This window comes from Bacillus nitratireducens (genome assembly GCF_036320425.1).
GTDB lineage: Bacteria > Bacillota > Bacilli > Bacillales > Bacillaceae_G > Bacillus_A > Bacillus_A nitratireducens.
In genome coordinates this window covers 520,143-545,739 of the sequence record NZ_JAUMJO010000004.1, presented here as the reverse complement: position 1 = coordinate 545,739, position 25,597 = coordinate 520,143, and the positions used below count along the sequence as shown (strand labels likewise).

27 protein-coding genes and 2 pseudogenes are annotated in these 25,597 nt (G+C 33.2%); 23 read left to right on the top strand and 6 right to left on the bottom strand.

What is annotated here, in order from left to right; translation table 11 throughout:
- Positions 1 to 162 precede the first annotated feature (162 nt).
- The 10 genes from Q3V31_RS18380 to Q3V31_RS18335 all read left to right on the top strand — a co-directional run bounded on the left by Q3V31_RS18380 (position 163) and on the right by Q3V31_RS18335 (position 11,884).
- On the top strand, positions 163 to 888 hold the full coding sequence (locus Q3V31_RS18380; protein ID WP_329765692.1) for an ABC transporter ATP-binding protein: 726 nt from the start codon (positions 163 to 165) through the stop codon (positions 886 to 888).
- A complete protein-coding gene (locus tag Q3V31_RS18375) occupies positions 885 to 1,904 on the top strand; it encodes an ABC transporter permease (RefSeq protein ID WP_090813433.1) in 1,020 nt (339 codons plus the stop codon). The genes Q3V31_RS18380 and Q3V31_RS18375 overlap by 4 nt, the downstream gene beginning before the upstream one ends.
- Before the next feature lie 24 nt (positions 1,905 to 1,928).
- Positions 1,929 to 2,582: a TetR/AcrR family transcriptional regulator gene (locus tag Q3V31_RS18370; RefSeq protein WP_090813434.1), complete on the top strand. Its 654-nt coding sequence runs from the start codon at positions 1,929 to 1,931 to the stop codon at positions 2,580 to 2,582.
- A 1,301-nt stretch (positions 2,583 to 3,883) separates the two neighbouring features.
- Positions 3,884 to 5,029 (top strand): acyl-CoA dehydrogenase, encoded by a 1,146-nt coding sequence (locus tag Q3V31_RS18365; protein ID WP_090813435.1) that lies wholly within the window; start codon positions 3,884 to 3,886, stop codon positions 5,027 to 5,029.
- A 15-nt stretch (positions 5,030 to 5,044) separates the two neighbouring features.
- The gene (locus tag Q3V31_RS18360; protein WP_329765691.1) at positions 5,045 to 6,382 is read left to right on the top strand and encodes an acetyl-CoA carboxylase biotin carboxylase subunit; all 1,338 of its coding nucleotides are present in this window, start codon (positions 5,045 to 5,047) and stop codon (positions 6,380 to 6,382) included.
- A gap of 26 nt (positions 6,383 to 6,408) precedes the next feature.
- Entirely contained in the window at positions 6,409 to 6,624 is a 216-nt protein-coding gene (locus Q3V31_RS18355; protein ID WP_001985297.1) for an acetyl-CoA carboxylase biotin carboxyl carrier protein subunit, read from the top strand.
- A 21-nt stretch (positions 6,625 to 6,645) separates the two neighbouring features.
- Positions 6,646 to 7,557, top strand: coding sequence for a hydroxymethylglutaryl-CoA lyase (gene mvaB, locus Q3V31_RS18350; protein WP_090813437.1), 912 nt, complete (start codon positions 6,646 to 6,648; stop codon positions 7,555 to 7,557).
- A 4-nt stretch (positions 7,558 to 7,561) separates the two neighbouring features.
- Positions 7,562 to 8,350 carry an enoyl-CoA hydratase gene (locus tag Q3V31_RS18345; protein ID WP_000939807.1) on the top strand — a complete coding sequence of 263 codons (789 nt, stop codon included), beginning with the start codon at positions 7,562 to 7,564 and terminating at the stop codon, positions 8,348 to 8,350.
- Between the two features lie 2 nt (positions 8,351 to 8,352).
- Complete coding sequence (locus Q3V31_RS18340) at positions 8,353 to 9,894, top strand: acyl-CoA carboxylase subunit beta (RefSeq protein ID WP_000886740.1); 1,542 nt, start codon at positions 8,353 to 8,355, stop codon at positions 9,892 to 9,894.
- Between the two features lie 49 nt (positions 9,895 to 9,943).
- Complete coding sequence (locus tag Q3V31_RS18335) at positions 9,944 to 11,884, top strand: AMP-binding protein (protein ID WP_000806452.1); 1,941 nt, start codon at positions 9,944 to 9,946, stop codon at positions 11,882 to 11,884.
- Between the two features lie 505 nt (positions 11,885 to 12,389).
- On the opposite strand, the pseudogene Q3V31_RS18330 reads toward Q3V31_RS18335, so the two are convergent.
- A pseudogene (locus Q3V31_RS18330) lies at positions 12,390 to 12,527 on the bottom strand (exosporium leader peptide-containing protein); the annotation flags it as partial.
- A gap of 195 nt (positions 12,528 to 12,722) precedes the next feature.
- Complete coding sequence (locus Q3V31_RS18325; protein ID WP_329765690.1) at positions 12,723 to 13,091, bottom strand: FtsB family cell division protein; 369 nt, start codon at positions 13,089 to 13,091, stop codon at positions 12,723 to 12,725.
- Positions 13,092 to 13,397: 306 nt separating this feature from the next.
- On the opposite strand from Q3V31_RS18325, the gene Q3V31_RS18320 reads away from it, so the two are divergent.
- Entirely contained in the window at positions 13,398 to 13,529 is a 132-nt protein-coding gene (locus tag Q3V31_RS18320; RefSeq protein WP_016129466.1) for a hypothetical protein, read from the top strand.
- 200 nt (positions 13,530 to 13,729) lie between these two features.
- A complete protein-coding gene (locus tag Q3V31_RS18315) occupies positions 13,730 to 14,110 on the top strand; it encodes a hypothetical protein (RefSeq protein WP_090813644.1) in 381 nt (126 codons plus the stop codon).
- 107 nt (positions 14,111 to 14,217) lie between these two features.
- Here Q3V31_RS18315 and Q3V31_RS18310 read toward each other — a convergent pair whose 3' ends face one another.
- Positions 14,218 to 14,553, bottom strand: coding sequence for a hypothetical protein (locus tag Q3V31_RS18310; protein WP_321198005.1), 336 nt, complete (start codon positions 14,551 to 14,553; stop codon positions 14,218 to 14,220).
- A 533-nt stretch (positions 14,554 to 15,086) separates the two neighbouring features.
- Here Q3V31_RS18310 and exsK point away from each other — a divergent pair.
- From exsK to Q3V31_RS18285, 5 genes are all read left to right on the top strand, one after another.
- A complete protein-coding gene (gene exsK, locus Q3V31_RS18305) occupies positions 15,087 to 15,401 on the top strand; it encodes an exosporium protein ExsK (protein ID WP_000535566.1) in 315 nt (104 codons plus the stop codon).
- Positions 15,402 to 15,518: 117 nt separating this feature from the next.
- Entirely contained in the window at positions 15,519 to 16,058 is a 540-nt protein-coding gene (locus Q3V31_RS18300; protein WP_002079260.1) for a GNAT family N-acetyltransferase, read from the top strand.
- 47 nt (positions 16,059 to 16,105) lie between these two features.
- Positions 16,106 to 16,666 carry a nucleoside/nucleotide kinase family protein gene (locus Q3V31_RS18295; protein WP_002094577.1) on the top strand — a complete coding sequence of 187 codons (561 nt, stop codon included), beginning with the start codon at positions 16,106 to 16,108 and terminating at the stop codon, positions 16,664 to 16,666.
- Positions 16,659 to 17,399, top strand: coding sequence for an alpha/beta fold hydrolase (locus Q3V31_RS18290; protein ID WP_090813440.1), 741 nt, complete (start codon positions 16,659 to 16,661; stop codon positions 17,397 to 17,399). Before Q3V31_RS18295 ends, Q3V31_RS18290 begins: the two co-directional genes overlap by 8 nt.
- Before the next feature lie 2 nt (positions 17,400 to 17,401).
- Entirely contained in the window at positions 17,402 to 17,860 is a 459-nt protein-coding gene (locus Q3V31_RS18285; protein WP_000288274.1) for a DinB family protein, read from the top strand.
- Between the two features lie 54 nt (positions 17,861 to 17,914).
- Here Q3V31_RS18285 and Q3V31_RS18280 read toward each other — a convergent pair whose 3' ends face one another.
- From Q3V31_RS18280 to Q3V31_RS18270, 3 genes are all read right to left on the bottom strand, one after another.
- Positions 17,915 to 18,931: a D-alanyl-D-alanine carboxypeptidase family protein gene (locus tag Q3V31_RS18280; RefSeq protein ID WP_001159422.1), complete on the bottom strand. Its 1,017-nt coding sequence runs from the start codon at positions 18,929 to 18,931 to the stop codon at positions 17,915 to 17,917.
- A gap of 181 nt (positions 18,932 to 19,112) precedes the next feature.
- On the bottom strand, positions 19,113 to 20,270 hold the full coding sequence (locus Q3V31_RS18275) for a sensor histidine kinase (protein WP_001243292.1): 1,158 nt from the start codon (positions 20,268 to 20,270) through the stop codon (positions 19,113 to 19,115).
- Entirely contained in the window at positions 20,260 to 20,958 is a 699-nt protein-coding gene (locus tag Q3V31_RS18270; RefSeq protein WP_000981333.1) for a response regulator transcription factor, read from the bottom strand. Before Q3V31_RS18270 ends, Q3V31_RS18275 begins: the two co-directional genes overlap by 11 nt.
- A 190-nt stretch (positions 20,959 to 21,148) precedes the next feature.
- On the opposite strand from Q3V31_RS18270, the gene Q3V31_RS18265 reads away from it, so the two are divergent.
- The 6 genes and pseudogenes from Q3V31_RS18265 to Q3V31_RS18240 form a co-directional block, all read left to right on the top strand.
- Positions 21,149 to 21,643, top strand: coding sequence for an HD domain-containing protein (locus Q3V31_RS18265; protein ID WP_090813441.1), 495 nt, complete (start codon positions 21,149 to 21,151; stop codon positions 21,641 to 21,643).
- A gap of 12 nt (positions 21,644 to 21,655) precedes the next feature.
- On the top strand, positions 21,656 to 22,330 hold the full coding sequence (locus tag Q3V31_RS18260; protein WP_139265919.1) for a DUF3885 domain-containing protein: 675 nt from the start codon (positions 21,656 to 21,658) through the stop codon (positions 22,328 to 22,330).
- Positions 22,327 to 23,064, top strand: coding sequence for a 5'-methylthioadenosine/S-adenosylhomocysteine nucleosidase (gene mtnN / locus Q3V31_RS18255; protein ID WP_000151937.1), 738 nt, complete (start codon positions 22,327 to 22,329; stop codon positions 23,062 to 23,064). Before Q3V31_RS18260 ends, mtnN begins: the two co-directional genes overlap by 4 nt.
- Before the next feature lie 17 nt (positions 23,065 to 23,081).
- Positions 23,082 to 23,822, top strand: coding sequence for a class I SAM-dependent methyltransferase (locus tag Q3V31_RS18250; RefSeq protein ID WP_097871953.1), 741 nt, complete (start codon positions 23,082 to 23,084; stop codon positions 23,820 to 23,822).
- A 27-nt stretch (positions 23,823 to 23,849) separates the two neighbouring features.
- Complete coding sequence (locus tag Q3V31_RS18245) at positions 23,850 to 24,698, top strand: GNAT family N-acetyltransferase (protein WP_090813443.1); 849 nt, start codon at positions 23,850 to 23,852, stop codon at positions 24,696 to 24,698.
- 192 nt (positions 24,699 to 24,890) lie between these two features.
- Positions 24,891 to 25,199: pseudogene (locus Q3V31_RS18240) on the top strand (class I SAM-dependent methyltransferase); the annotation flags it as partial.
- Between the last annotated feature and the right edge of the window lie 398 nt (positions 25,200 to 25,597).

Genomic DNA, 25,597 nt, shown 5'->3' with positions numbered 1-25,597 from the left:
TGAAACAGAGTCGACTTTCAGAAAAGGTATTCTAATGTCGACTCTGTTTCATTGTTTTAGTAAATAACAGAAAAAAATATATTTGTAAAGTTTGACATATAATAATTCGAGAGTAAAATAAAAGTGAGTACTCACTCATTTTATAGAAAAGGGGGATTTTTAGTGCAACAATCTTCAATTATTTTACGAGATGTATCAAAAAGTTTTGGGAAAAAAGAAGTTTTGCATAACATTTCGTTGCAAGTAGAAAAAGCAGAAATTTTTGGATTGGTTGGACCTTCCGGATCAGGGAAAACAACACTCATTAAAATGATTGCAGGTATTAATGAGTCAACTACAGGAAATGTAATTGTTTTTAATACAAACATGCCTAATTTAAATGGTATGAAAAGAATTGGTTATATGGCTCAGGCTGATGCATTATATGAAGAACTATCGGCATATGAAAATGCAGATTTTATTGCAACAATGTATGGATTAAAAGGTAAGCGTAAAAAAGAGAAAATTGTAGAAGTTTTTGAACTAGTACAATTAACTGAGCATATGAAAATGCAAGTACAGCAATTTTCAGGTGGAATGAAAAAACGTTTATCACTGGCGATAGCACTCCTTCATGAACCAGAAATATTGATTTTAGATGAGCCAACAGTTGGGATTGATCCACTTCTTCGAAAATCGATTTGGGAGAAGTTTTATGATCTTAAAAAGAAAGGGACAACTATTATTGTAACAACGCACATTATGGATGAAGCAGAGTTTTGCGAACGTCTAGGGCTAATTAGAGAAGGGAAGTTAGTTGCGATTGGTACACCTGAGGAATTAAAAAAACAAACATCATCTGGACGAATTGAAGATGTCTTTATGTTAGAAGGAGTGATTGAATCATGAGAGTCAATGGTGTAGTCATCCGAATCATCCGTCAATTTTTTCGAGATAAACGTTCTTTAGCAATGATGTTTGGGGCACCAATGTTATTACTTTGGTTATTATCGCTAATATTTACACAAAAAGACTATACACCGCATATCGCTGTAGTCGATGTACCTGCTCCTATAGTAAAAACGATGAAAAATCAAGAAGCCTCAATTTATGAATACGGCAAAGAGAAAGCAATTTCTGAGTTAGAAAAACAAAAGGTAGATGCAGTAATTTATTTAGAGAATGGGAAAATGAATCTTCTATTAGAAGGCAGTGATTCTTCAAAAAATCGTGCTGTACTCCAAGTGTTGCAAAAGAGTACAGAAAAGAATGATGTATCAGTTATGAAGCCTGAAGTGAATTACTTACATGGCTCTAAAGACATTACGATGTTTGATGGGCTTGGTCCCGTATTAATTGGTTTCTTTACATTTTTCTTTGTATTTATACTGTCGGGAGTTTCTTTTGTAAGAGAACGCTTAAGTGGTACATTAGAGAGATTATTGTCCACGCCGGTGAGAAGATGGGAAATAGTAGTAGGATATATTATTGGTTTTGGAATCTTTGCATTTATACAATCTATTATAATTGTAAGTTTTTCAGTTTATATTTTAGATTTATATGTAGCTGGCTCAATATGGCTAACGCTACTTATAACATGTATGCTTTCTTTAACTGCATTAACACTAGGCACATTTTTATCGGCATACGCAAATAATGAGTTTCAAATGATTCAGTTTATACCGCTTGTAATTGTACCTCAAGTCTTCTTTTCTGGATTGTTTCCAATGGAATCCATGAATAAGTGGTTACAAATGTTAGGCAAATTATTTCCACTCACATATGGTGCTGACGCGATGAGACAAGTAATGATTCGGAATCAAGGATTTACAGAAATTGCTTTAGATCTTACTGTTTTACTTCTTTTTTCACTATTATTTGCAGTAGGAAATGTATTTGCTTTAAAGAAACATCGCAAAATATAATGACGACAAAAAGGAGTATTATAAATGAAGAAGGATTGGTTGGAAGAATTAGTTGCCGCAACGAATACTGATAAACGTAATGAACGTCAAATGCGTATATTAGAGGCAGCTGTTGATATGTTTGGAGAAAAAGGATACGCCTCAACTTCAACGAGTGAAATTGCAAAGCGTGCGGGTGTAGCGGAAGGAACAATCTTCCGCTACTATAAAACGAAAAAAGATTTATTGTTTGCAGTTGTGATGCCGACCTTAACAAAGTTCGCTGCGCCATTTTTCATACAAGCTTTTGCTAAGGAAATATTTAAAACAAATTATGAATCGTATGAAGGTCTTTTAAGAGTAGTAATTCATAATAGGTTTGAATTTGCCAAAAAGCACTTTCCAATGATAAAAATACTAATTCAAGAAGTACCATTTCAGCCGGAACTCAAAAGTGAAATACAACAATTAGTAGAAACAGAACTGCTTTCACAATTTAAAAAATTAATTGTAAAGTTTCAAGAAGAAGGGGAAATTATTGAAATGCCACCATCTTCCGTATTACGTCTTACTTTATCAGCTGTATTAGGATTTCTCTTAACGAGGTTTTTATTATTGCCTGAAGAGAAATGGGATGATGAAGTGGAAATTGAAAATACGATTCAATTTATATTGTATGGGCTAACGCCACGGAGGTAATGAAATAAATTATGTGAAATTCTTTGAGTACTCAAGTTGCATAAAGGAACGAATTGCTGTTTGGACCAGCTAATACACACCTACTGCTAATTCTTCTAAAAAGCCTGAATTCAAACGCTAATATAACGATAACGGCTATTTGGCCATCTGATCATGCTGGATTAGTGGTGAATCTAGTTGTTTAATACAGACTTTCAATAAGAACTACAAAAGATACACGAAATTCAAAGCAATCGATATAAAATCGATTGCTTTTTTTCTATTTCAGAAGGGAAGGGAAGCGTAACATAATATTGGCTAAATTAAACGAGCTAAGACAAAAAACATAACAATAGGCCACAGGATGAATTAACGTAGGAACTCGATGTGAATCGGACGATGACCTGAAAAGTAGTGGACTTTATGGCCTTTCAAAACGAAATCATTGATAATTTTCTAGTAGAAAAGCAGGAGTAAGTATACGCACAGTTTATGAATTTAATTGGATTGATTTTTAGATAATAGTCGAATTGATAAAGGCAATGTTACACGATGTGAAATAAAAACGAAAAAATTTGATTAAATTAAACGTTAAAATTGTGTGATTAAGAAAAGAGATTGTCGAATTTTATTATTCGGGAACATTTCTTTAAAAGTTTTTTAATAATCGCATATTTCAAAATATTAGAAATCAATTGAAATATGAATGCCATTTAAACTTATAACTTGATTAAAGATCTTTATTTATGGCACATAACAAAGTGAAGGATAAAAAATTAGGATGTAATGTTACTAATGCTAAAGGTAGTATTTGAAAATCATGAGAAGATCTTTTATTAGTTATTAATGCATACGCCGCTCTATTTATCAAATTGAAATGTATGTGAGCATATTTTATTATAGAACACAGTTTAAAGATAGCATGAGCATTGGCTGAGGCATTTCATAAATATGCAGGGAAGAGAAAAACACTTAGCGGTTTGATTACTATTTTAAAATTGTGGGCAATTCGATTTGATGAAAAGTATTATTAAAAAACATATTTCGAAACATCCTCAGAAACGATAGTGATAATTTCTGATTCGGAAAAAGATAGAGATTATTAAACAAAAAAATACATATTTCGACATAAATCATCCTATGTTGTTGTAGAACAATGTAGGAATTTTTTTGTGCATTGGTACAGAATCTGTTTTAAAATTAAGTTATGACAGAATTATAGCAATTGTCTAACTAATATTCGTGTCTTTTAAGAAGTAATGTTTGTAATAGTAACTCGCACGCTGTCGAAACTCAATATTCGATAAGGGGTGTGTAGCGGAATGGAATTTACTCTAACTCGCGAAAAACAAATGATTAAAGAAATGGTACGTGACTTTGCTGAAAAGGAAATCGCACCGAAAGCTGTGTATTATGACAAAACTGCGGAATTTCCATATGAAACATTTCAAAAAATGGGCGAACTAGGATTATTAGGCATCCCATTCCCGGAAGAGTATGGAGGTTCAGGTGGCGATACAGTATCGTACGCGTTAGCAGTTGAAGAAATTGGTCGCGCTTGTGGTGGTACAGGCTTAAGCTACGCTGCAACAATTTCATTAGGTGCTTCTCCAATTTATTATTTCGGTACAGAAGAACAAAAACAAAAATATTTAGTTCCAATGGCATCAGGTAAAACGTTAGGTGCTTTCGGATTAACGGAGCCAAACGCTGGATCAGATGCAGGAGGCACACAAACGAAAGCGGTATTAGATGGCGATGAGTATGTAATTAGTGGTGAAAAGTGCTGGATTACAAACGCAGAGTATGCAAATACAATTATTGTAACCGCTATCAATGGTGTTGAAGAGAATGGTAGAAAGCGTATTTCTGCATTTATCGTACCGACTACAAGTGAAGGATTAACGATCACAAGTCCTTACGATAAGATGGGTGTTCGCGCTTCTAATACTTGTGAAATCGTACTTGATGGTGTACGTGTACCGAAAGAAAATATTCTTGGTGATGTTAATAAAGGATTTAAACAATTCTTATATACACTTGATGGAGGACGTATTTCAATTGCGGCATTAGCAGTAGGTATTGCACAATCTGCATTTGAACGTGCTCTGCAATATGCGAAAGAACGTCAACAATTTGGAAAAACAATTTCTAATTTCCAAGCGATTCAATTTAAATTAGCTGATATGGCGACTGAAGTGGAACTAGCGCGTAATTTAGTACATAAAGCAGCTTGGTTAAAAGATAATGATAAACCTTTCGGTAAAGAAGCGGCTATGGCAAAACTGTTTGCATCTGAAGCAGCAAGTCGTATAGCGAATCATGCAGTACAAATTCATGGTGGATATGGCTATATGCGTGAATATGAAGTTGAACGACATATTCGTGATGCAAAACTGTTAGAAATTGGTGAAGGTACTTCTGAAATTCAACGTCTCGTAATTGCAAGACATTTAGGATGTAGATAAAAAGGAGGAATCACTATGTTTCAAAAAATATTAATTGCAAATCGAGGAGAAATCGCAGTTCGCATTATAAAAACTTGTCAAAAACTTGGAATTCGCACTGTTGCTATTTATTCTGAGGCTGATGAAAATGCCCTTCATGTAAAAATGGCAAATGAATCTTACTTAGTAGGCGGCCCGCGTGTCCAAGAAAGCTATTTAAACCTTGAAAAAATTATAGAAATAGCTAAGAAGTCAAAAGCTGAAGCAATCCATCCAGGATACGGATTATTATCAGAGAATCCATCTTTTCCAATTCGCTGTAAAGAAGAAGGAATTGTATTTATCGGTCCTTCAGAAGAAATCATTACAAAGATGGGAAGTAAAATCGAATCTCGTATCACAATGCAAGCTGCAGATGTCCCAGTAGTTCCAGGTATTACTACAAATATTGAAACTGCTGAAGAAGCAATTGAAATTGCTAAACAAATTGGTTATCCATTAATGCTGAAGGCATCCGCAGGCGGCGGAGGCATTGGAATGCAGTTGATGGAAACTGAGCAAACGCTCACCAAAGCATTTGAAAGTAACAAAACAAGAGCACAAAACTTCTTCGGTAACGGAGAAATGTATTTAGAACGCTATATTGCAGATGCACATCATATTGAAATTCAGCTTTTAGCAGATACACATGGTAACACAGTGTATTTATGGGAGCGTGAATGTTCAGTGCAGCGCCGAAATCAAAAAGTAATTGAAGAAGCACCTTCACCATTTTTAGATGAAGGTACGCGAAAAGCAATGGGAGAAGTTGCAGTACAGGCTGCTAAAGCTCTTGGTTATACGAATGCTGGTACAGTTGAGTTTCTTGTAGATGATCAGAAGAACTTCTATTTCTTAGAGATGAATACGAGATTACAAGTAGAGCATCCAGTTACAGAAGAGATTACTGGTTTAGATCTTGTAGAACAACAACTTCTGATTGCATACGGTGAGAAGCTATCATTTACACAGGATGATGTAAAACGTAGTGGTCATGCCATCGAGGCACGTATTTATGCAGAAGATCCGAAAACGTTCTTCCCATCACCTGGGAAGATTACAGAGCTATCTTTACCAACAAATGTACGTATTGATCACTTTTTGGAGAATCAAGTAACGATTACACCGTTCTATGATCCAATGATTGCGAAAGTAATCGCTCATGGTGAAACTCGCGAAGAAGCGATATCAAAATTACAGGATGCGCTGCAAGAGTTAAAAGTAGAAGGTATTAAAACAAATACACCAATGTTACTACAAGTGTTGGAAGACGATGTGTTTAAAAGTGGTATTTATACAACAGGTTTTGTAACGAAACAACTTGTTAAAAAATAAGGTTTATGAATATTAAGGGGGAAAAAATGATGACGAAAGTATACGCATCGATGGCAGGAAATGTTTGGAAAATTGTTGTAGGAGTAGGAGATACAGTAGAGGAAGAGCAGGATGTCGTCATTTTGGAATCTATGAAAATGGAAATTCCAATCGTTTCAGAAGAAGCCGGAACTGTTATGAAAATCAACGTGCAAGAAGGCGACTTTGTAAACGAAGGAGATGTATTACTAGAAATTGAATAGGGAGATATAGGGGGAAGCGAATTGAAACTACCTAATTTTGCTGTCATTAAAGAAGTCGGGCCACGTGATGGCTTACAGAATGAAAAAAAGATTGTTGGCACAAAAGATAAAGTAAAATGGATTCAACTACTTACAGAAGCGGGATTGTCGTACGTTGAAGTTTCCTCATTCGTTCACCCTAAATGGGTTCCTGCATTAGCAGATGCAAGTGATGTATTTTCTGAGCTAAAAAGGGATCCAAATGTTACATATGCAGCGCTTGTTCCAAATCAAAATGGTTTGGAACGAGCTTTTTTGCAAAATGTAGATGAGGTGAATGTTTTTTTATCAGCAAGTGAATCTCATAATAAAAGTAATATTAATAAATCAATTAAAGAAGCATTAAATGTTATTGAAGATATAACGAAACAGGCAACATTCGAAGGGAAAAAGGTAAGAGGTTATGTTTCTACTGTATTTGGATGTCCTTATGAAGGGGATATAAGTGTCGAAGCAGTTGACGAAATATGTAATCAACTATTTTCATACGGTATTTATGAAATCTCTCTCGGTGACACGATTGGTGTAGCGAATCCATTACAAGTAGATCAAGTATTAGAATATTTATTAAAGAAATATGATGCCTCACAGTTTGCAATGCATTTTCATAATACGTATGGAATGGCACTGGCAAATGTAGTTAAGTCTTTAGAACATGGTATTACAACGTTTGATAGTTCTTGTGGTGGGCTCGGAGGGTGTCCTTATGCACCAGGAGCATCGGGGAATGTTGCTACTGATGATTTAGTACATATGCTCCATAAGCTGGGAGTCCAAACTAATATTGATGAAGAAAAGTTATTGAGAGCTAGTCAGTTTATTCAAAGTAAGTTAAATATCCAATTACCGAGTCATGTGTATAGAGCGCTTCAACATAAAACGATAAGTAGGTGAGAAGATGCTACAATTACAAAACATTTCAGTTGATTATGTAACACCGCATGTTGTAAAGATTTCGTTAAATCGTGAAAGGCAAGCAAACTCATTATCTTTGGCATTATTAGAAGAATTACAAAATATATTAACTCAAATAAACGAAGAATCAAATACGCGCGTAGTTATTTTAACAGGAGTTGGCGAAAAAGCGTTTTGCGCTGGTGCTGATTTAAAAGAGCGTGCCAATATGAATGAAGAACAAGTTCGCCATGCTGTGGGTATGATTCGTTCTACTATGGAGATGGTGGAACAATTACCACAACCAGTTATTGCTGCTATTAATGGAATCGCACTTGGTGGAGGTACTGAATTAAGCTTAGCTTGTGATTTTAGAATTGCTTCTGACACTGCAAGTCTAGGTCTTACTGAAACTTCTCTTGCAATTATACCTGGAGCAGGTGGTACGCAGCGTTTACCGAGATTAATCGGAGTCGGTAGAGCGAAAGAATTAATTTATACAGGAAGACGTATTTCGGCGCAAGAAGCGAAAGAATATGGTTTAGTAGAATTCGTAGTACCAGCTGATTTACTAGAAGAGAAAGCAATTGAAATTGCAGATCGAATTGCTAATAATGGTCCAATTGCTGTTCGATTAGCAAAAGAAGCTATTTCAAATGGTATTCAAGTAGATTTACATACCGGATTACAAATGGAAAAACAGGCGTATGAGGGCGTAATCCATACGAAAGATAGATTAGAAGGATTACAGGCATTCAAGGAAAAACGCAAACCAATGTATAAGGGGGAGTAAATATGTTAGATCAAAAACAACAATCTAATTCATTTGAAGAACGAGTTGAAACAATTAAGCAAGGCGGGGCACCGAAATATCATGAACAAAACAAAGCAAAAGGAAAACTTTTTGTTCGAGACCGTTTAGCTCTTCTATTTGATAACGGCGAATATGTGGAAGATGCACTATTTGCAAATTGTGAACAAACAGGATTACCAGCTGATGGAGTTGTAACTGCAACTGGTAAAATACATGGTCGTACTGCGTGCGTAATGGCAAATGATTCAACTGTAAAGGCCGGATCATGGGGATCACGTACAGTTGAAAAGATTTTACGTATTCAAGAAACGGCTGAAAAATTACGTGTGCCATTGTTTTATTTAGTTGACTCTGCTGGTGCACGTATTACGGATCAAGTAGAAATGTTCCCTGGACGCCGCGGCGCAGGAAGAATCTTTTATAATCAAGTGAAATTATCAGGTAAAGTTCCGCAAATTTGTTTATTATTTGGACCTTCGGCAGCTGGTGGCGCATATATTCCAGCATTTTGTGATGTTGTTATGATGGTTGAAGGAAATGCATCTATGTATTTAGGATCTCCTCGTATGGCCGAAATGGTTATTGGCGAAAAGGTAACTTTAGAAGAAATGGGCGGAGCTCGTATGCATTGCTCAGTATCAGGATGCGGAGATGTTTTATGTAAAACAGAAGAAGATGCAATTACGCAAGCAAGACAATATATTTCTTATTTCCCAAGTAACTATTTAGAAAAGACTCCATTGATTACACCTCAAGAGCCGAAACAGTTCGATAAAACGTTAGAACAAATCATTCCAGAAAATCAAAACGCTCCTTTCAATATGAAAGATCTCATTAACAGAATTATTGATGAAGGTTCTTTCTTTGAAGTTAAAAAATTATTTGCTCAAGAACTAATTACAGGTTTAGCTCGTATTGACGGTAAGCCAATTGGCATTATTGCAAATCAGCCGCGTATGAAGGGCGGCGTTTTATTCCATGATTCAGCTGATAAAGCAGCAAAGTTTATTAATTTATGCGATGCATACCATATTCCATTATTATTCCTTGCAGATGTACCTGGATTTATGATCGGTACAAAAGTAGAACGTGCCGGAATTATTCGTCACGGTGCAAAAATGATTTCTGCAATGAGTGAAGCAACTGTACCGAAAATTTCTATCGTTGTTCGTAAAGCATACGGTGCTGGTTTATATGCAATGGCAGGTCCAGCATTTGAACCAGATTGCTGCTTAGCATTACCGACAGCTTCTATTGCAGTAATGGGTCCAGAGGCAGCGGTTAATGCTGTATATGCAAATAAGATTGCAGCTTTACCAGAAGAAGAGCGTGCAAGCTTCATTGCTGAAAAACGTGAAGAGTATAAGAAAGATATTGATATTTATCATTTAGCATCAGAGATGGTGATTGATGGTATTGTTCATCCAAACAATTTACGTGAAGAGTTAAAAGGACGATTCGAAATGTATATGAGTAAATATCAAGTATTCACGGATCGTAAACATCCTGTATATCCAGTTTAAAAGCCCTATTAAGGGCTTTCTTGTTCAATAAGTCAAGGAGGGGAAAACATTGAAACAAGCAGTTTGGTTTCCAACAGAAGAATATAAAGAAAAAACGAGATTATTTAGTTGGATGAAATCATTAGGTTATGAAGATTACGAAGCCTTTTATAATAAATCAATTGAAGAAACAGCGTGGTTTTGGGGAGAAGCTGAGAAAGCAGTTGGTTATCAGTGGATGGAACCATATACAGAAGTGTTAGATTTAGAAAATGGTACACCGTTTGCACAGTGGTACACTGGGGGTACTTGTAACGTTGTAGAATCTGCTTTATCTCGCTGGCTTGCAGACGATAAAACGAAAACACAGGCAGCACTCATGTATGAAGGGGAAAATGGAACTTCGAAATCATTTACATATGAAGAGCTTGACAGCTGGGTAAGCCGTGTTGCCAACGGTTTGAAACATGCTGGTATTGAAAAAGGTGATCGTGTAACAATTTACATGCCAATGATTCCTGAAACAGTTGTTGCTATGTTAGCAGTAATGAAAATTGGAGCGATTATTTCACCAATATTCTCAGGTTTTGCTTCGGATGCAGTAATGACACGTGTACAAGCAGCTGGTTCAAAGATGATTATTACTGCAGATGGCTTTTCACGCCGCGGGAAAATTGTTTCTTTAAAAGATGAAGTAGATAAAGCTTGTGAACATTGTCCAACTGTTGAAAAAGTGGTAATTGTTCGTCATGCAGGAAATGATTTTACACCGCATAATTATGATTATTCATGGAGTACGTTAGAAAAAGAAAAACCATTTATACATGCTGAAGAAATGCATAGTGATGATCCATTAATGCTCATTTATACATCAGGAACGACTGGTAAGCCGAAAGGAACAGTACATACGCATGCTGGTTTCCCGCTAAAATCTGCATTTGATGCAGGATTTGGAATGAATATAAAACAAGGTGACCGTGTATTATGGGTAACTGATATGGGCTGGATGATGGGACCATTTTTACTATTTGGCTCTCTTATTAATGGAGCAACGATGGTTATGTACGAAGGTGTTCCAGACTTCCCAGAATCAGACCGCTTATGGGAGACAGTCGATAAATATGAAATTACTCACCTAGGTATTTCACCAACATTAATCCGTGCGTTAATGGCTAAAGGCGATGAATATGTAAATAAACATTCACTCAAGAGTTTAGAAGTATTCGCATCAACAGGAGAACCTTGGAATCCAGACCCTTGGATGTGGCTGTTTGAAACGGTTGGAAAAGGGAACGTCCCAATTTGTAACTATTCAGGCGGAACTGAAATTTCAGGTGGGATTTTCGGGAACGTCCTTATTAAACCAATTGCACCGATTAGTTTTAACGCATCTTTACCAGGAATGGCAGCGGTTGTACTCGATGACAAAGGTAAGCCAATCCGAGATGAAGTTGGAGAATTATGCTTAGAGAAACCTTGGGTAGGGATGACGAAGAGTTTCTGGGAAGATGATGAGCGTTATGTAAACACTTACTGGTCACGTTTTGAAAATAAGTGGGTTCATGGTGACTGGGTCATTTATGACGGTGAACAATATATCATTACAGGTCGTTCAGATGATACGTTAAACATTGCTGGAAAACGTATTGGGCCTGCTGAATATGAATCTATTCTTGTGAAACATAATAGTGTAATAGAAGCAGCTGCAATTGGTGTACCTGACGATGTTAAAGGCGAGGTTTGTCATTGCTTTGTAGTATTACGAGACGGTGTAATATTTACAGCAGAATTAAAGAAAGAATTAATGAGTTTAGTAAATTCTCATATCGGAAAAGCATTATGTCCAAAAGATATTCACGTTGTGGAGGATTTACCAAAAACACGTAATTCTAAAGTAATGCGACGTGTTATTAAAGCAGCTTACTTAGGAAAAGAGTTAGGCGATTTATCGTCACTAGTAAATCCTGAAGTAGTACCCTTTATTCAAGGACTACAGTCTAGCAAACTATAAAATTACGAATGAGCTCTATTTACATAGAGCTCATTTTTAATGTTTACAAAAAGATACGAGAGAAAAAGTAAATTTGAAATTAAAAAATCTACTATTAGTGTTAAGTATGTCTGTTTGTTTTTAGTTTTTATCAAAATAGGATACTGTGGCTGTCTATTTAATGGAGTGATTGAATTCTGTTAAGAATGAAAATGTAGTGAAGAAAAAAGTAATGAATAAAAGGAGAAATCCCTGGGGGACAGGGATTCAATAAGGGAGATAACATTGTCGTTCGATGTCGAAATTTGGCGTATTCGACAAATTAATATTATCATGAATTTTTAGGAGATTGTGATAGTGGATGTGTCAAAAATGTGTACGCGTTTCATATAAAAATGTTATGTAAATAGGAAAAGGGAAAAGAATTAACGTCAATCGTTCTTAAGATTTTTCCCTTCTAAATTTACTGTTTGTTCGTTGTTCTATATACATCTGAAATTGGTAAATCTTCGCCATGTAAAGCTTGAGTCAAGATAATAGATGCAGTCTCAGCAGGAAGATGAAATCCAGTTGAACCGGTAGGGAATTGGAAGGGTGGAACAGGTGGAAGTGTAGGTCCAATAGAAACCGGATTAAGTGCAGCAAAAGATAAAAATTCGTCCATTATATATTCCCTCTAAAAATCGTATTACTATAGTAAGTGTAATGATAGAGCAAAGTGAAATGGACAAGCGGTTGTATATTAATAATTTAAATAAAATAGTTAATTGATAGAAAGAGAGATTAGTATGATTACTTTAGAAATTAAATATAAAAAGGCGATTATCTTCAATCGCCTTTTGGATAATGCAGTGTAATTTTATTCAGTTATTTGAAATATAGTTTCATTCGGTTTGGAAAACCCATACAGTTTCCTTGCGAATTTTAAAATTTCTTCTTCACTACCTGTTAAAACTTTAACATCATTTTTAAGGGTATGACCATCCTTCTTTAAAGAAGATAATTTTTGTTGCTCCGTATTAACCGTGATTTGTTTTTCTTTAATCATTTCTTGTTGGTTATTAAGAGAATATTGAAGGACAAAAATTACAGGTAATATAAAAGCCAAAATAGTTATAATACGGCGTCTTGTTTTTTTATTATTACCTTGTTGGATGTTAGGGTTCACTTGCTGTGAGGGTATCTTAGGATTTGATTGTTGTGATGATACGCTTGGGATGTTTCCCATCAAAATGCCTCCATTACTGATTATAGAATTTAAACCGTTTAAAAGTATTATAAATGTTCAATAGGAATTTTAGAAGATATTTTATTAATATAGGTGTGTTTTGTAAAGTTTAAACAAAATCAGTATTTAAGGTTCCTAAGGGTAATCATCAAGTAATGACGTACGCGACTAATTAACGATATCATGAATTTTTTGGTGAAAATACTGATAAATCCGTTCAAATTAATGAGGGCATCATTTGAAACAAAAAAACTATTTTAATAGGGCGGGGAATAATGGTGATTCCATGGGATAAGCGAGTATACATTGGATCAAGGTGATCATTTTATTACAGTGGGTAAAATTTTAGAGGCTAGTGAAAAGGCAAATAAATCATTAGATTGGCTTCGGTGCATGTTAGCTTTAAACTATGAAAAAGTGTACGGTAATAGTACATAGTGACTTCGGTTGATTCGGATAGATGATGATTAATTATATAAAAATTTCATTTCGTAGAGAAATATGTTGATTAAAGATGGGCATTGAAAATACCATGTTTGTATGAAAAAAGAGCAGGATTAAGCCTATATATAGGTGTTGGAATTGTTCTAAAAGGGGGAATATCTGAAATATAAATAATTGAGGGGAGTGAACTAATGATGGAAACTAGTGTTTTTTTAGGATTGTTTTGGGGATGGATCACGGTTATTGTATCGGGAATACTTTTCGTACGGCCATCAGTACTACGTGAATTAAAAAAATTAGTTGTTGAAGACAGAGGATTTGGTATTATGTACGGTTTTCTATCGATTTTCCTAGGGTTAGGTACTGTAATTCTACATAATGTATGGGTATTCAACTGGCAGGGGTTCCTAACGGTTATTGCATGGCTTGCATTATTAAAGGGAATCTACATAATTGTATATCCTGAACCCTCCAAGAAAACAGACTTTGAATTAAGAGTTCTATCTACACGTATAACACTCGCTATCATTGGCGCCTTGGCTGTATGGATGCTTATAGTAATCTATATAAAATAATCCTTTTCTAATAAGAACTATATTAAAATAAATCTCTACGTGTTCATTGACAAAAAGCTGACTAAACTTAGTCAGCTTTTTGTATACTACATTCTAGTATTTATCGGTCACAAAAGACATATTCTTTCCTTTAAATTGATATTAAAAATATTACCAATTTTTTCTTTTGCAATGACAACAAATAAAGAAACATTTACAACGACACTTATTTCGTTTAGAACTCCAATCATCATTACAATGCTTTTCCTTAGAACTCCAATCATCATCACAATGATTCTTTTCTTTAGATTTCCACCAATCATCATTACAATGCTTTTTCTTAGAACTCCAATCATCATCACAATGATTCTTTTCTTTAGATTTCCACCAGTCATCACAACAATGCTTTTTCTTAGAACTCCAGCAATCATTATTCCAGGACATTCTTTTATACCTCCCTTCAATAGGATTCATACTATTCTATGTTTTAGTAAAAGAATGGCTTGTTTATTAACCTATTATTTTACCTTTATATGATAAAGTGTTTTTTACTAGATATAGAATTCATACAAACTATGCTAATTTTCAAGAGATAGTTGAGAGAACTACTAGTTATGATATTAATCAACAAACATTTGTTGAAGGAAACGTTATGATTTTAAATAATATCTTTTTTTGGAGTACGCTTTTCTGAATGTATATTTCACAACAGCAAAGGAAAAAGTTACTATATTACTGCAAAAAAAGCCTATGTATATGTGAAGTAATAGGAAAAGCTGGTGACTCTTAAAGGAGCTGACTTATAAAAGGTTGTCTACACTTTAAATTCAATTCCCCTCATTAAACAAGCTTCTAATTGTTAGAGGTCTGTTTTTTAGTTAATAAAGAAAATAATGTCTAATACAATTGTTTGTTTTTTCCTTTCTATGTGTTTGTCTCTTACACTTTTAAGCTTGTGGACATACTTTACTAATAGAAAGGATTAGGGGGTGAGGTTTTGGGTTCTCGATTTAATAATTGTAAAAAGAAGTGTACATGTAAACAGGATGATTGTTGGGATGCTTTCGAAGAATGTAAAAAAGAACAAGAAGAACAAAATAAAAAATGCGATTGTTGCTGTGTACAAGGAATTAGAGATGAACTTAAAAAATTAGTAAACAGAGCAGTGCGCATTACTACAGTAGGAAATAATTATGCAGGAACTGTTTCTTCAGTAACTTGCGATGTTGTAAAGCTTACTAATAGTGCTGGGGTAGTTACGGTAATTATTTCTGTTTGTAAAATTGAAGCGATTGAACTATTGTTGACATAGGAAAACAGCATAATTATGCTGTTTTTTGTAAAGCCATTCTTATGAATGGCTTTATTTTGATTTCGTATAAAAGGAGAATATATTCTTTATATAGAAATAGGTTTGAGGCTATAAAGAATGATGTACGAAAGGAGAATGAGAGTGATTAAATTAGTGCCCTTTAAAAGATCTGATTTCAAACAATTAATAAATTGGATTAATTCCGAAGAATTTTTAATACAATGGTCGGGAAATGCATTTACATATCCTTTAAATGAACAGCAATTAGAGAAATATACAGAAAGTGCAAACACACTGGCATTCAAAATAATAGATGAAGAGACTAAAGCAGTTATTGGTCATATTTCACTTGGGCAAATAGACAATATAAATAAGTCTGCAAGGGTTGGAAAAGTGTTAGTTGGCGATACGAAAATGAGAGGGCGTTCTATAGGGAAACATATGATGAAAGCCGTACTTCGTATTGCTTTTGAAGAATTAAAACTACATAGAGTAACTCTTGGTGTTTATGACTTTAATAAGTCAGCTATTTCTTGTTACGAAAAAATAGGTTTTGTAAAAGAAGGTTTATTAAGAGAGTCAAAAAAAGTAGGAGAAACGTATTGGAATTTATGGGAAATGAGCATGTTAGAATATGAATGGAACAATAAATATTAGTATTTTATAATTATATTATGTTAACAAAAAGGGGTTTGGTGGGAATCGTGAATAAAAAAACAAAAATAATTACAATTGCAGCTGTTTCAGGGGGAGGGAAAACGACAATTACAGAAGGTTTAGCTCATGAGTTGAAAAACTCAAAGGCTCTATATTTTGATAGTTATAATTTTGATAACTGTCCTGTTGATATTTGTAAATGGATTGATGATGGAGCTAATTACGATGAATGGGTACTTACACCGCTAATGAATGATATTCAGCGTTCTATACAAGATAGTAGTTTAGATTATATTATTGTAGATTATCCTTTTGCATACTTAAATAGAGAAATAGGGCAATTCATTGATATAACTATATTTATCGATACACCTTTAGATATTGCGATGGCTAGAAGAATTATGAGAGATTTTAAAGAAGATACAATGAGTGAAATACATAATAATTTGAAACATTATATGACACATGCGAGAAAAGCTTATTTAGAGGCAATTCATACTGTTAAGCCGAATTCGGATATTGTATTGGATGGATCTTTATCTATAAGTGAAATAATTGATCAAATAATAGAGGAACTTAATCGAAGAGAAGTGATTGTGAATGGTTAAATGTATAGAGGAATATGTACAGGTTAATGCCTTTAAAATATTTACGAAAATATTCCAAGGAAAGAAGAAGCACCCTGTTATTATAATGGAAGCAGGTTATGGTGATTATTCAAAGGCATGGGATCGTATTGCGGAAGTGCTGACGGAATATGGTACGGTACTTACATATGATAGAGCTGGATTGGGAAAAAGTGGGAATAGTTCCAAACGGCGTATTAGTTCTGAAATGGTAAAAGAATTAAGAGCTTGCTTAAAACAATTACAGCTTAAGCCACCCTATATTTTTATAGGACATTCCTTTGGGGGTATAAATATACGTTTATTTACGACTTTTTATCCTGAAGATACGATGGGAGTAGTTTTAGTTGATTCGACACCAGAAAATTATAAAGAAGATTTTTTACCAATAATGCCTCCAGAATTTCAAGAAGCTTACTATAAGCAATTTGTATATGAAAGTTCATATGAAGAGTTTATGTTTAGTCTAGGTGAAGCAGATAGACATTGTAAATCAATGAGTGATATTCCACTTGTCGTGTTAGCTGCTGGAAAAAAAGATTTTTATTCAGCAGATGCACAACTGAAATGGTTACAATTGCAAGAAGAATTATTACAATTATCAACCAATAATAAATTTATAATTGCAGAACATAGCGGTCACTATATCCAAAAGGATGCTCCACATTATATTATAGATGCTGTTAAGTGGATCCTTGGGGGAGGGGGGAGATAAATGTGTACACTTTATTTCAATATAATTGGCAAGTACGAGAAGATTGGTTTAAGTGGTGTGAACAGCTTACAGAGGAGGAATTGCTTCGCAAACGTGTTGGAGGTGTTGGGAGTATTTTAGAAACACTATTTCATATCGTAGATGTTGAGTATAGCTGGATTTGTGATTTGAAAGGAAAGGAAGTAGATGAGCCGCAATTTAAGGATTATCAATCAATCCAAAAACTGAAAGCGTTATCTGATTTGTATAACAAGGATTTAGAGGGATTTCTACGATCGTGGACAGAAGACTTAGAGAATAAAATATTAAAAGTTTCATGGACAGATAAAGAGTATAAGTATGGTGAAGTGTTACGACATGTTATTGTACATGAAATTCATCATATAGGTCAGCTATCAATACGGGCAAGAGAATTAAATCTTCAGCCCGTTTCAGCGAATTTAATTGGAAGAGGATTGTAGATTGAGAAACCGACTTGCTAAATGCAAGTCGGTTTTTTATATAAAAGAGAACGGTTAGTTAAAGTCCTCGGATTTTTTCTGACGTATATGTAAAAACATTAGGATCGTAATGATTAAAAAGATTATTACTGTTTGTATGATTAAATTTTTAAACTGAAGTAAAATGGTCCAAGATGTAATAGTGTCTTTGAAAGCTTGAAGTGCAGAATATGAGGTAGGTTCAAAACCGTATTGAAGTAACTTTTTTGTTTCAACAAAAGCGGTGTTTTCTTCATTGGCGTCTAATACTACAGAAATAAAACGTGTGTCTCCTTGATTTGCGGTACTAACAAAACTGTAATTACCGTTAGTTGACAAACTAGATTGTAAGCCATCAACATCTTTTAATTTAATGTTTTTATTAAGAGAATAAATCATTTTATTTGTGTTGAAAACTTGAACATCTTTGAAGGTAAATCGATAAGAGGTTTGTTTAGTAATATTTAATACATCTGGATAGTCTTTTATTAATTGTGCAGCTATTTCGGCTGCGTCTATTGCTGTAGTAATTGATTGTCTATTCTTTTCACTATTTATTCCGGTTGAATTTAAAAATGGAGATTGTTGTGATAACTTTAGTTGCTTTGCTTTTTCATTCATTAACGATGTAAAATTATCTTCATTTCCAGCAATGTGTTCTGCAAGTGCAAGCGCAGAACGATTATTTCCGGTTAAAAGCAAAGCATGAAGTAAGTCACGAACGGTAGTGTTATCCTTTGATGTTACTTGGATCGGACTTGTTTCTGTTTGAAAAACTTCGTTTCTAATTTTCACAGATTCATCTAATTGTATTTTGCCATCATGAAGTTGTTCCATTACAATATATTCTGTCATTAATTTAGATAAAGTGGCCGACTGAATAGGAGTACGTTCATTTTTTTTATAAACAATTTCACCAGAATTAGTATCTATTAAAATAGCTGATTTAGCTCGAATAGTTGGACCATTTACATAAAGATAAAAATATAAAACGATAAGTACAGTAATAAGAAAAGATAATAATAAAATTGTTATTTTTTTAAAAAATTGCATACGCGATCCTCCTACAATTACATCAATAATATTATTGTAAGAAGGAATGCTTAATTAGTAAGAAAGAAAAGGTAAAGAATTTCTAAAGAATTTTAAGGAATTCTTAAATTTTGGATTTTGATGGAAAATTAAAGGTTCAATTTCTTATTAGATAAGAAATTGAACCTAAAAATATGCCATATTAACATTTATATGGAAGTAATTTTACAGTGAAAGTTGTCTTTTCATCATCACTATATACTTCAATTGTTCCTTTATGCAGTTCGACAATACTTTTTGCAATTGCTAATCCGAGCCCTGATCCACCGGTGTTTGTCGATCGTGATTTTTCTACGCGATAAAAACGTTCAAAAACATGAGGTAAATCAGTACTTGGGATAGCCTGTCCGTAATTTGTTATATCAATTGCAATCGTATTATTGTCTTCGTAAGCTGTAATATCAATATGATTTCCATCATTTCCATAAGTAATAGCGTTTATGATTAGGTTTTCAAACACACGTACTAATTTATCCCCATCAGCGAGTACCATTAGCTTTTGAGATGGGAAAGAAGGGCGACATTCAATATTAGCTTCTTGAAGCTGTATCCGAAATTGGACAGTTAATTGTCCAAGCAATTCTACAATATCAATAGGAACAGAATTTAAACTTAACTCTTTATTTTGAACACGTGTATATTCAAACAAATCATTCATTAATGCGTTGAGACGGGTTACTTTATCGTATATGACTTGTATATAATGACGCAATTCCACTTCATCTCTATAATTATCATGATGAATTAAATTCACATATCCAACTATAGATGTAAGAGGCGTTCGTAAGTCATGTGATACATTTGTAATTAGTTCGCTTTTTGCTTGTTCCGCCTGTCTTTCTTCATCAATTGATACTTTTAACTGTTCAACAATTTGATTAACGCCAGTTGCCAATTCTTCTAAATAATTATGCTGTACAATAGAAACTTTATGATTAAAGTTTCCACTCGCAATATATCGAATTTCTTCAATCATTTTTTTGATACAAGTTTCATAGTAAAGCTTTCTTTCATGACGATAAAAAATGTAAAGATAGGATGAGAAAATAGAAAATAAAAACAAATAAGAAACGATCATCATCCATAAAGATTCCTTTATCCCTCTATACTTTTCATAACCAAAAATTCGAATGAATTCTTTACCTAGTTCGCTTAGAGTAAGTGAACTCTCAATTACACTCGTTACGAGGCGAAATATAATTAATTCGGTAATAGGTGTAAGAGTGATAGCTAATAAAAGCCAAAAAATAAGCTTCCACTTTGGTATATCTTTTAATATATCAAATGCTTCATTTCTCAATTTTATATCCTACTCCCCAAACCGTATGAATTAGTTTTTCACCATTCATTACGGTTTCAAGTTTATCGCGTAAATTACTAATATGGACCATAACCGTTTTATTAGAACCATAACCGTCTTCATTCCAAACGCGTTCGAATATCTCTTCAGAGCTAAATACTCTTCCAGTATTACTCGCAAGTAAATATAAAATATCAAATTCGATAGAGGTGAGCTTAATATATTCACCATTTACTTTAACCGTATGATTATGTTTATGAATTTCAACTGTACGAATGCGAATAATACCATCTTCATTCTTTGGTGTGGCAGCGTTTTGGAAAGATGATCTACGTAACAATGCTTTCACTCTAGCAACTAATTCTAGAGGATTAAACGGTTTAATCATATAATCATCTGCACCGGTCATAAGTCCTAATATTTTATCCATATCTTCAGCTTTTGCACTAAGCATAAGAATAGGTACAGTATTATTTTCACGCACTTCTTGACAAACTTCTAATCCATTTCGTTTTGGCATCATAATATCCAAAATCATAAGGTCAACTTCATATGTAGATATCATTTGTAATGCTTCATCACCATCATAAGCTTTATAAATGTTATAACCTTCATTTCGCAAATAAACAGCGAGTAATTCTACAATATCTTTATCATCATCAATAATTAATATGTTTTTATTCATCATATAGTTCCTTTCCTTGCGAATCATCAACATTACTATAATATCAAACATTTATGTATTTTGTAGTAATGTTTCTACATAAAATTTCACGTAACGTATTAAAAAGGAATTAACACAATTAAAACGAATACAAAATAAGAAGGATATTCAAATTTCACGTTATATTGAAAGTTAGTTATAAGGGGGACTTGCTATGTTATATAATGATATATATTCATTTACTCCGACTGGAAAAATAGAAAATGATATTAAAGCTTTTCTATTAAAATACAATAAAGAATGTACATATAAACATTCAATTCGTGTGGCAAATGAGGCAAGAAAAATTGCGGAAATATTTTATGAAGATGAAGAAAAAGCAGCGATTGCAGGGTGTTTCCATGATATTAGTGCAATCTTTCCGAACGAGGAGCGGATTGCAGTTGCTGAAAAATTTGGAATAGAAATATTACAAGAAGAACGAGAATTTCCAATGATTATTCATCAAAAATTATCGAGAGTAATTGCAAAAGAGATATTTAAAATAGAGGACGAAGAAGTTTTAAATGCTATCTCTTACCACACTACTTTGCGTAAACATGCTGCTTTTGTATATATTTCATATTTGTGGGAAAGAAAGGATACATTAAAAGTCATACACCCGTGGCTAGAAGAAGCATATTGGCATTTAAAAGAAATTGTAGAGTAGAAAGGGTATAAAATGAAATTAAAAGAATATATGATTCAAACATTTCCAGGAGTTACATTAGTACCGTCCATATACTTTCAGTGGGAAAATCATCTTCATTTTGATTTTGGGAAAGATAAATATCAATTCAAAGAAGATGGTAACACGTATAATATGGAATATTTCACACAACTATATAGGTATAATAAAAGTCTATTTAAAGATATATTTTCAAAAGAAGATACCGTCTTTCTAGTCACAAATGTTTATCGATTTAAACAGGAAAATATAAAAAATTCGCAGAAAATAAATGTATACAATAGATTTATTAAAAAGAAAGATTTAAAGTTTCATATAAGACAAGAAACATTCCCTTTTCTATTTGAAGATGAAGAAGCTGACTTATATTGTACATATCAACTTTCTTTACAATGTTTTGCGGAAGATATTAAATATGAACCGCTTATTCAAGCTGCTAATCATGAAGATTTCCCTGACCTATGCCCACGCCTAGGACGAAAAATAGAAATTTCATATCCAGATGTATTTTTTATAAATGTAACAAAGGATATAATCATGTTTATTTATGATGATAGAGGATGTGAAGTAATCGCGAAGAATAAAGAAATGATACGGGATTTATATGAGGCGTATAAAGAGTGGATACCAGATTATGAACGAGAAAGTATAGATAGCTTATTTAAATGACAATAGGGGAAGTGAAGCGTGTAATGAAACGTATCGCCATCGTATCCGCATGGGAACCAGAACTTACGTATTTGCATCAACATTATCCAAGTGAGCGTGTAGAGAAGATAGCAGCTTGGGAATTTCATTTTCATTTTATTAATGAATTAGAAGTGATATCAGTTGTAACAGGTGTTGGTAAAGTAAGTTGTGCTAGTTGTGTGCAATTATTAATTAGTGAATTTCAGCCGGATGAGTTGTTTATGACAGGGATATGCGGAAGTTTATCAAATAAGGTAAAAAATGGTCATATTGTAGTTGCGCTCAACGCAATACAACATGATGTTACTGCTGCTGGATCAGGAGAAGATGTTTTTAATTTATATAACGGTAGAACAGCACCTATTGAAACGACAAAAGCACTTGTAAGAAGAATAAAAAAAATACGTTCTTATGATCCGGTTCACTTCGGTACATTCTTATCTGGGGATCAACGTATACGTAGTTCAGAAATGAGATATTTACTTCATACTGTATACGGAGCATTGGCGGTTGATCAAGAAGTAGCTGCTTTCGCTTACGTATGTCATATAAATAAAAAACCATTTTTATGTTTAAAAGCTGCTTCGGATCAAGCGAATGATAAAACGAAAGAAGAACAAAAAATCTTTAAAATGTTAGCATGCGAAAGAGCGTGTGAGCATTTAATTGCTTTTTTACGTGTTTATGAGATTACTGTAGTTAACAATAGATAACAAGAGGGGAATTATTATTGCATACGTATTATGGAGAACTTTGTACAAAGATATATGAAAGTGATAAATCAATTGCGAGTGGAAAAGAATTGGATTTTTATCTTTCTTTTGCAAAAAACAAAAACATGAAAGTGTTAGAACCAATGTGCGGAAATGGTAGAATGCTAATTCCTTTTATACAAAATGGTGTGAATATAGAAGGATTCGACCTTTCAGAAGACATGCTTAAAGTGTGTAAACAGAAAGCGGAAAAATTAAACTTAAAACCGGTTGTGTCACTAGGGAGAATAGAAGAATACCATAGTGATAAAAAATATGATCTTATTATGATTCCTATAGGTTCATTTTCACTGTTACCTGATAATTTAGTAGAAATTAGTCTTCAAAATATGAAAAAAAACTTAAAGGAAAATGGAAAATTGCTTCTAACAATTGTACAAGGTGGAAGTGATACAGAACAAATTCTAGATTGGATAGAGACAAATAGAAAAGAAATTAATAATGAATTAATTGTTGAGTATAGAAAAGTGTCATATGATAAGGTGCAAAAACTTTTAAATATTATACTGAAATATGAAGTCGTTCATGATGAGAAAATTGAAGAAACTGAGATTATGGATTTTCCTATAAGACTATATGATTTAAAAGAGTTTGAAAATATACTTATTGCTAATGGATTTAGTCAAATTTTTGTTCATGAAATAAAGGATGGATATGGTGAAGGGAATGCGTTTCATGTGTTTGAATGTAGTATATAACAAATCATAGCGGAGGATTATATTTATATGATTCAATACAAGAGATGTAGTGAAGTCAGTATAGATTTGGTATATGAAGCTTTTAAGGATGGATTTTCAGATTATATTATTAAAATGGATGTTTCAAAAGAAGAATTTATAAAAAGGTTTTTTGGACCAGAAGGGAATTCACTGGAGCACTCCTTTCTTGCTTTAGACGGAGACAAATGTGTTGGCGTAATACTTGGTGGTATTAAGGTATATGAAAGTATAAAAACAATGCGCTGCGGAACATTAGCGGTTCATCCAGAGTTTCGCGGCATTGGTGTAAGTCAAAAGTTATTTGAGTTACATAAAGAAGAAGCAACACAAAATAAATGTAAGCAGCTTTTTCTTGAAGTTATTGTAGGAAACGATCGTGCGATTCAATTTTATAAAAAATTAGGTTATGAAAAAGTATATGATCTTTCTTATTATAATTTAAATGATTTAACTGAAATAATGAATAAAGGTAATAAAAATATTGAATTAATACAATTAGAATTTCCAACATTTAAAGTTGAAATTCAGAAATGGTTAAACTTCCATATAAATTGGCAAAATGATATTGATTATATCGAAAAAACAAATCATACATTTTACGGTGCATATGTTGATAGTGATATAAAAGGTTCTGTATGTGTAAATGAACAAGGAAAAATTAGTTTTATTTTCATAGACAAAGACTATAGAAATATTGGTGTTGGGACGAAATTATTACAGATAGCAAGTGAAGAATTAAAGTTATCAAGTTTATCAATTGGGTTTCCAAACAACAATTTACTGGAAGGGTTTTTAAAGAAATCTGGATTTGAAAAGAATTCTTTAGCACAATATGAAATGTATTTATTGCTATAAAAAGCGGAAGGAATTATTCTTTTCGCTTTTTATTTTGCACTATAGACGTTTTTGCTGTATGTGGGAGGATAAGTAAAAATAACAGAAGTCTTGTCACATATCTTATTGAGCTAACTGGCACTTTAGTTGAAAAAGGAAAATATATAGTAAACATATAATATATTAATACATTAAAAGATTTATGAGGTGAAAGTGATGGCAATTAAGCAAAACGAAATTAAAGTAGTAGTCGGAGCTGGAGTATTTAATAATAATCCAGGTTGGATTCAAACTCAAGATGATGAACTTAATTTACTAGACAATACCACTTGGGCAGAAAGATTTGAATACAATTCCATTTCAGCTATTTTAGCAGAGCATGTATGGGAACACCTTACGTTTGAAGAAGGTGTAAAAGCAGCTGAAATTTGTTATAAATTTTTAAAGCCAGCAGGGCATATTCGGTGCGGTGTTACTGATGCGTTTTTCCGAGATGAAGCATATCAAAATATAGTTCAAATGTAGGTGTTAGTTCCATCAGTTCATTAGTCGCAAATGCGGCTTTTTATATTTGTGCTGTAATCTAAAGTTTAACATGGAAGCAGACATACAGAATAAGTGATTTTGAACATTATACATAACTTGATTTGAATACTATATTAGCTCTTCTTAACATCATTTAGCTTAAAGAGAATTTCTTTTAAATATTTAATGGGAATATCATATAAAGTAAATAAATCAACGTTTTCTCATGTTGAATATTTTTGTGGGAATGTTGAGGTGTGCCTATTGCAATAAACACATGGAGAAAATATATAATAAATTAATGTTCGAATTACCATTCACACATTAATTTAATATTTCATTGCCATAGAGATTTCTTTTATACATAAATTCGTGTAAAATAAAATAAGAACATA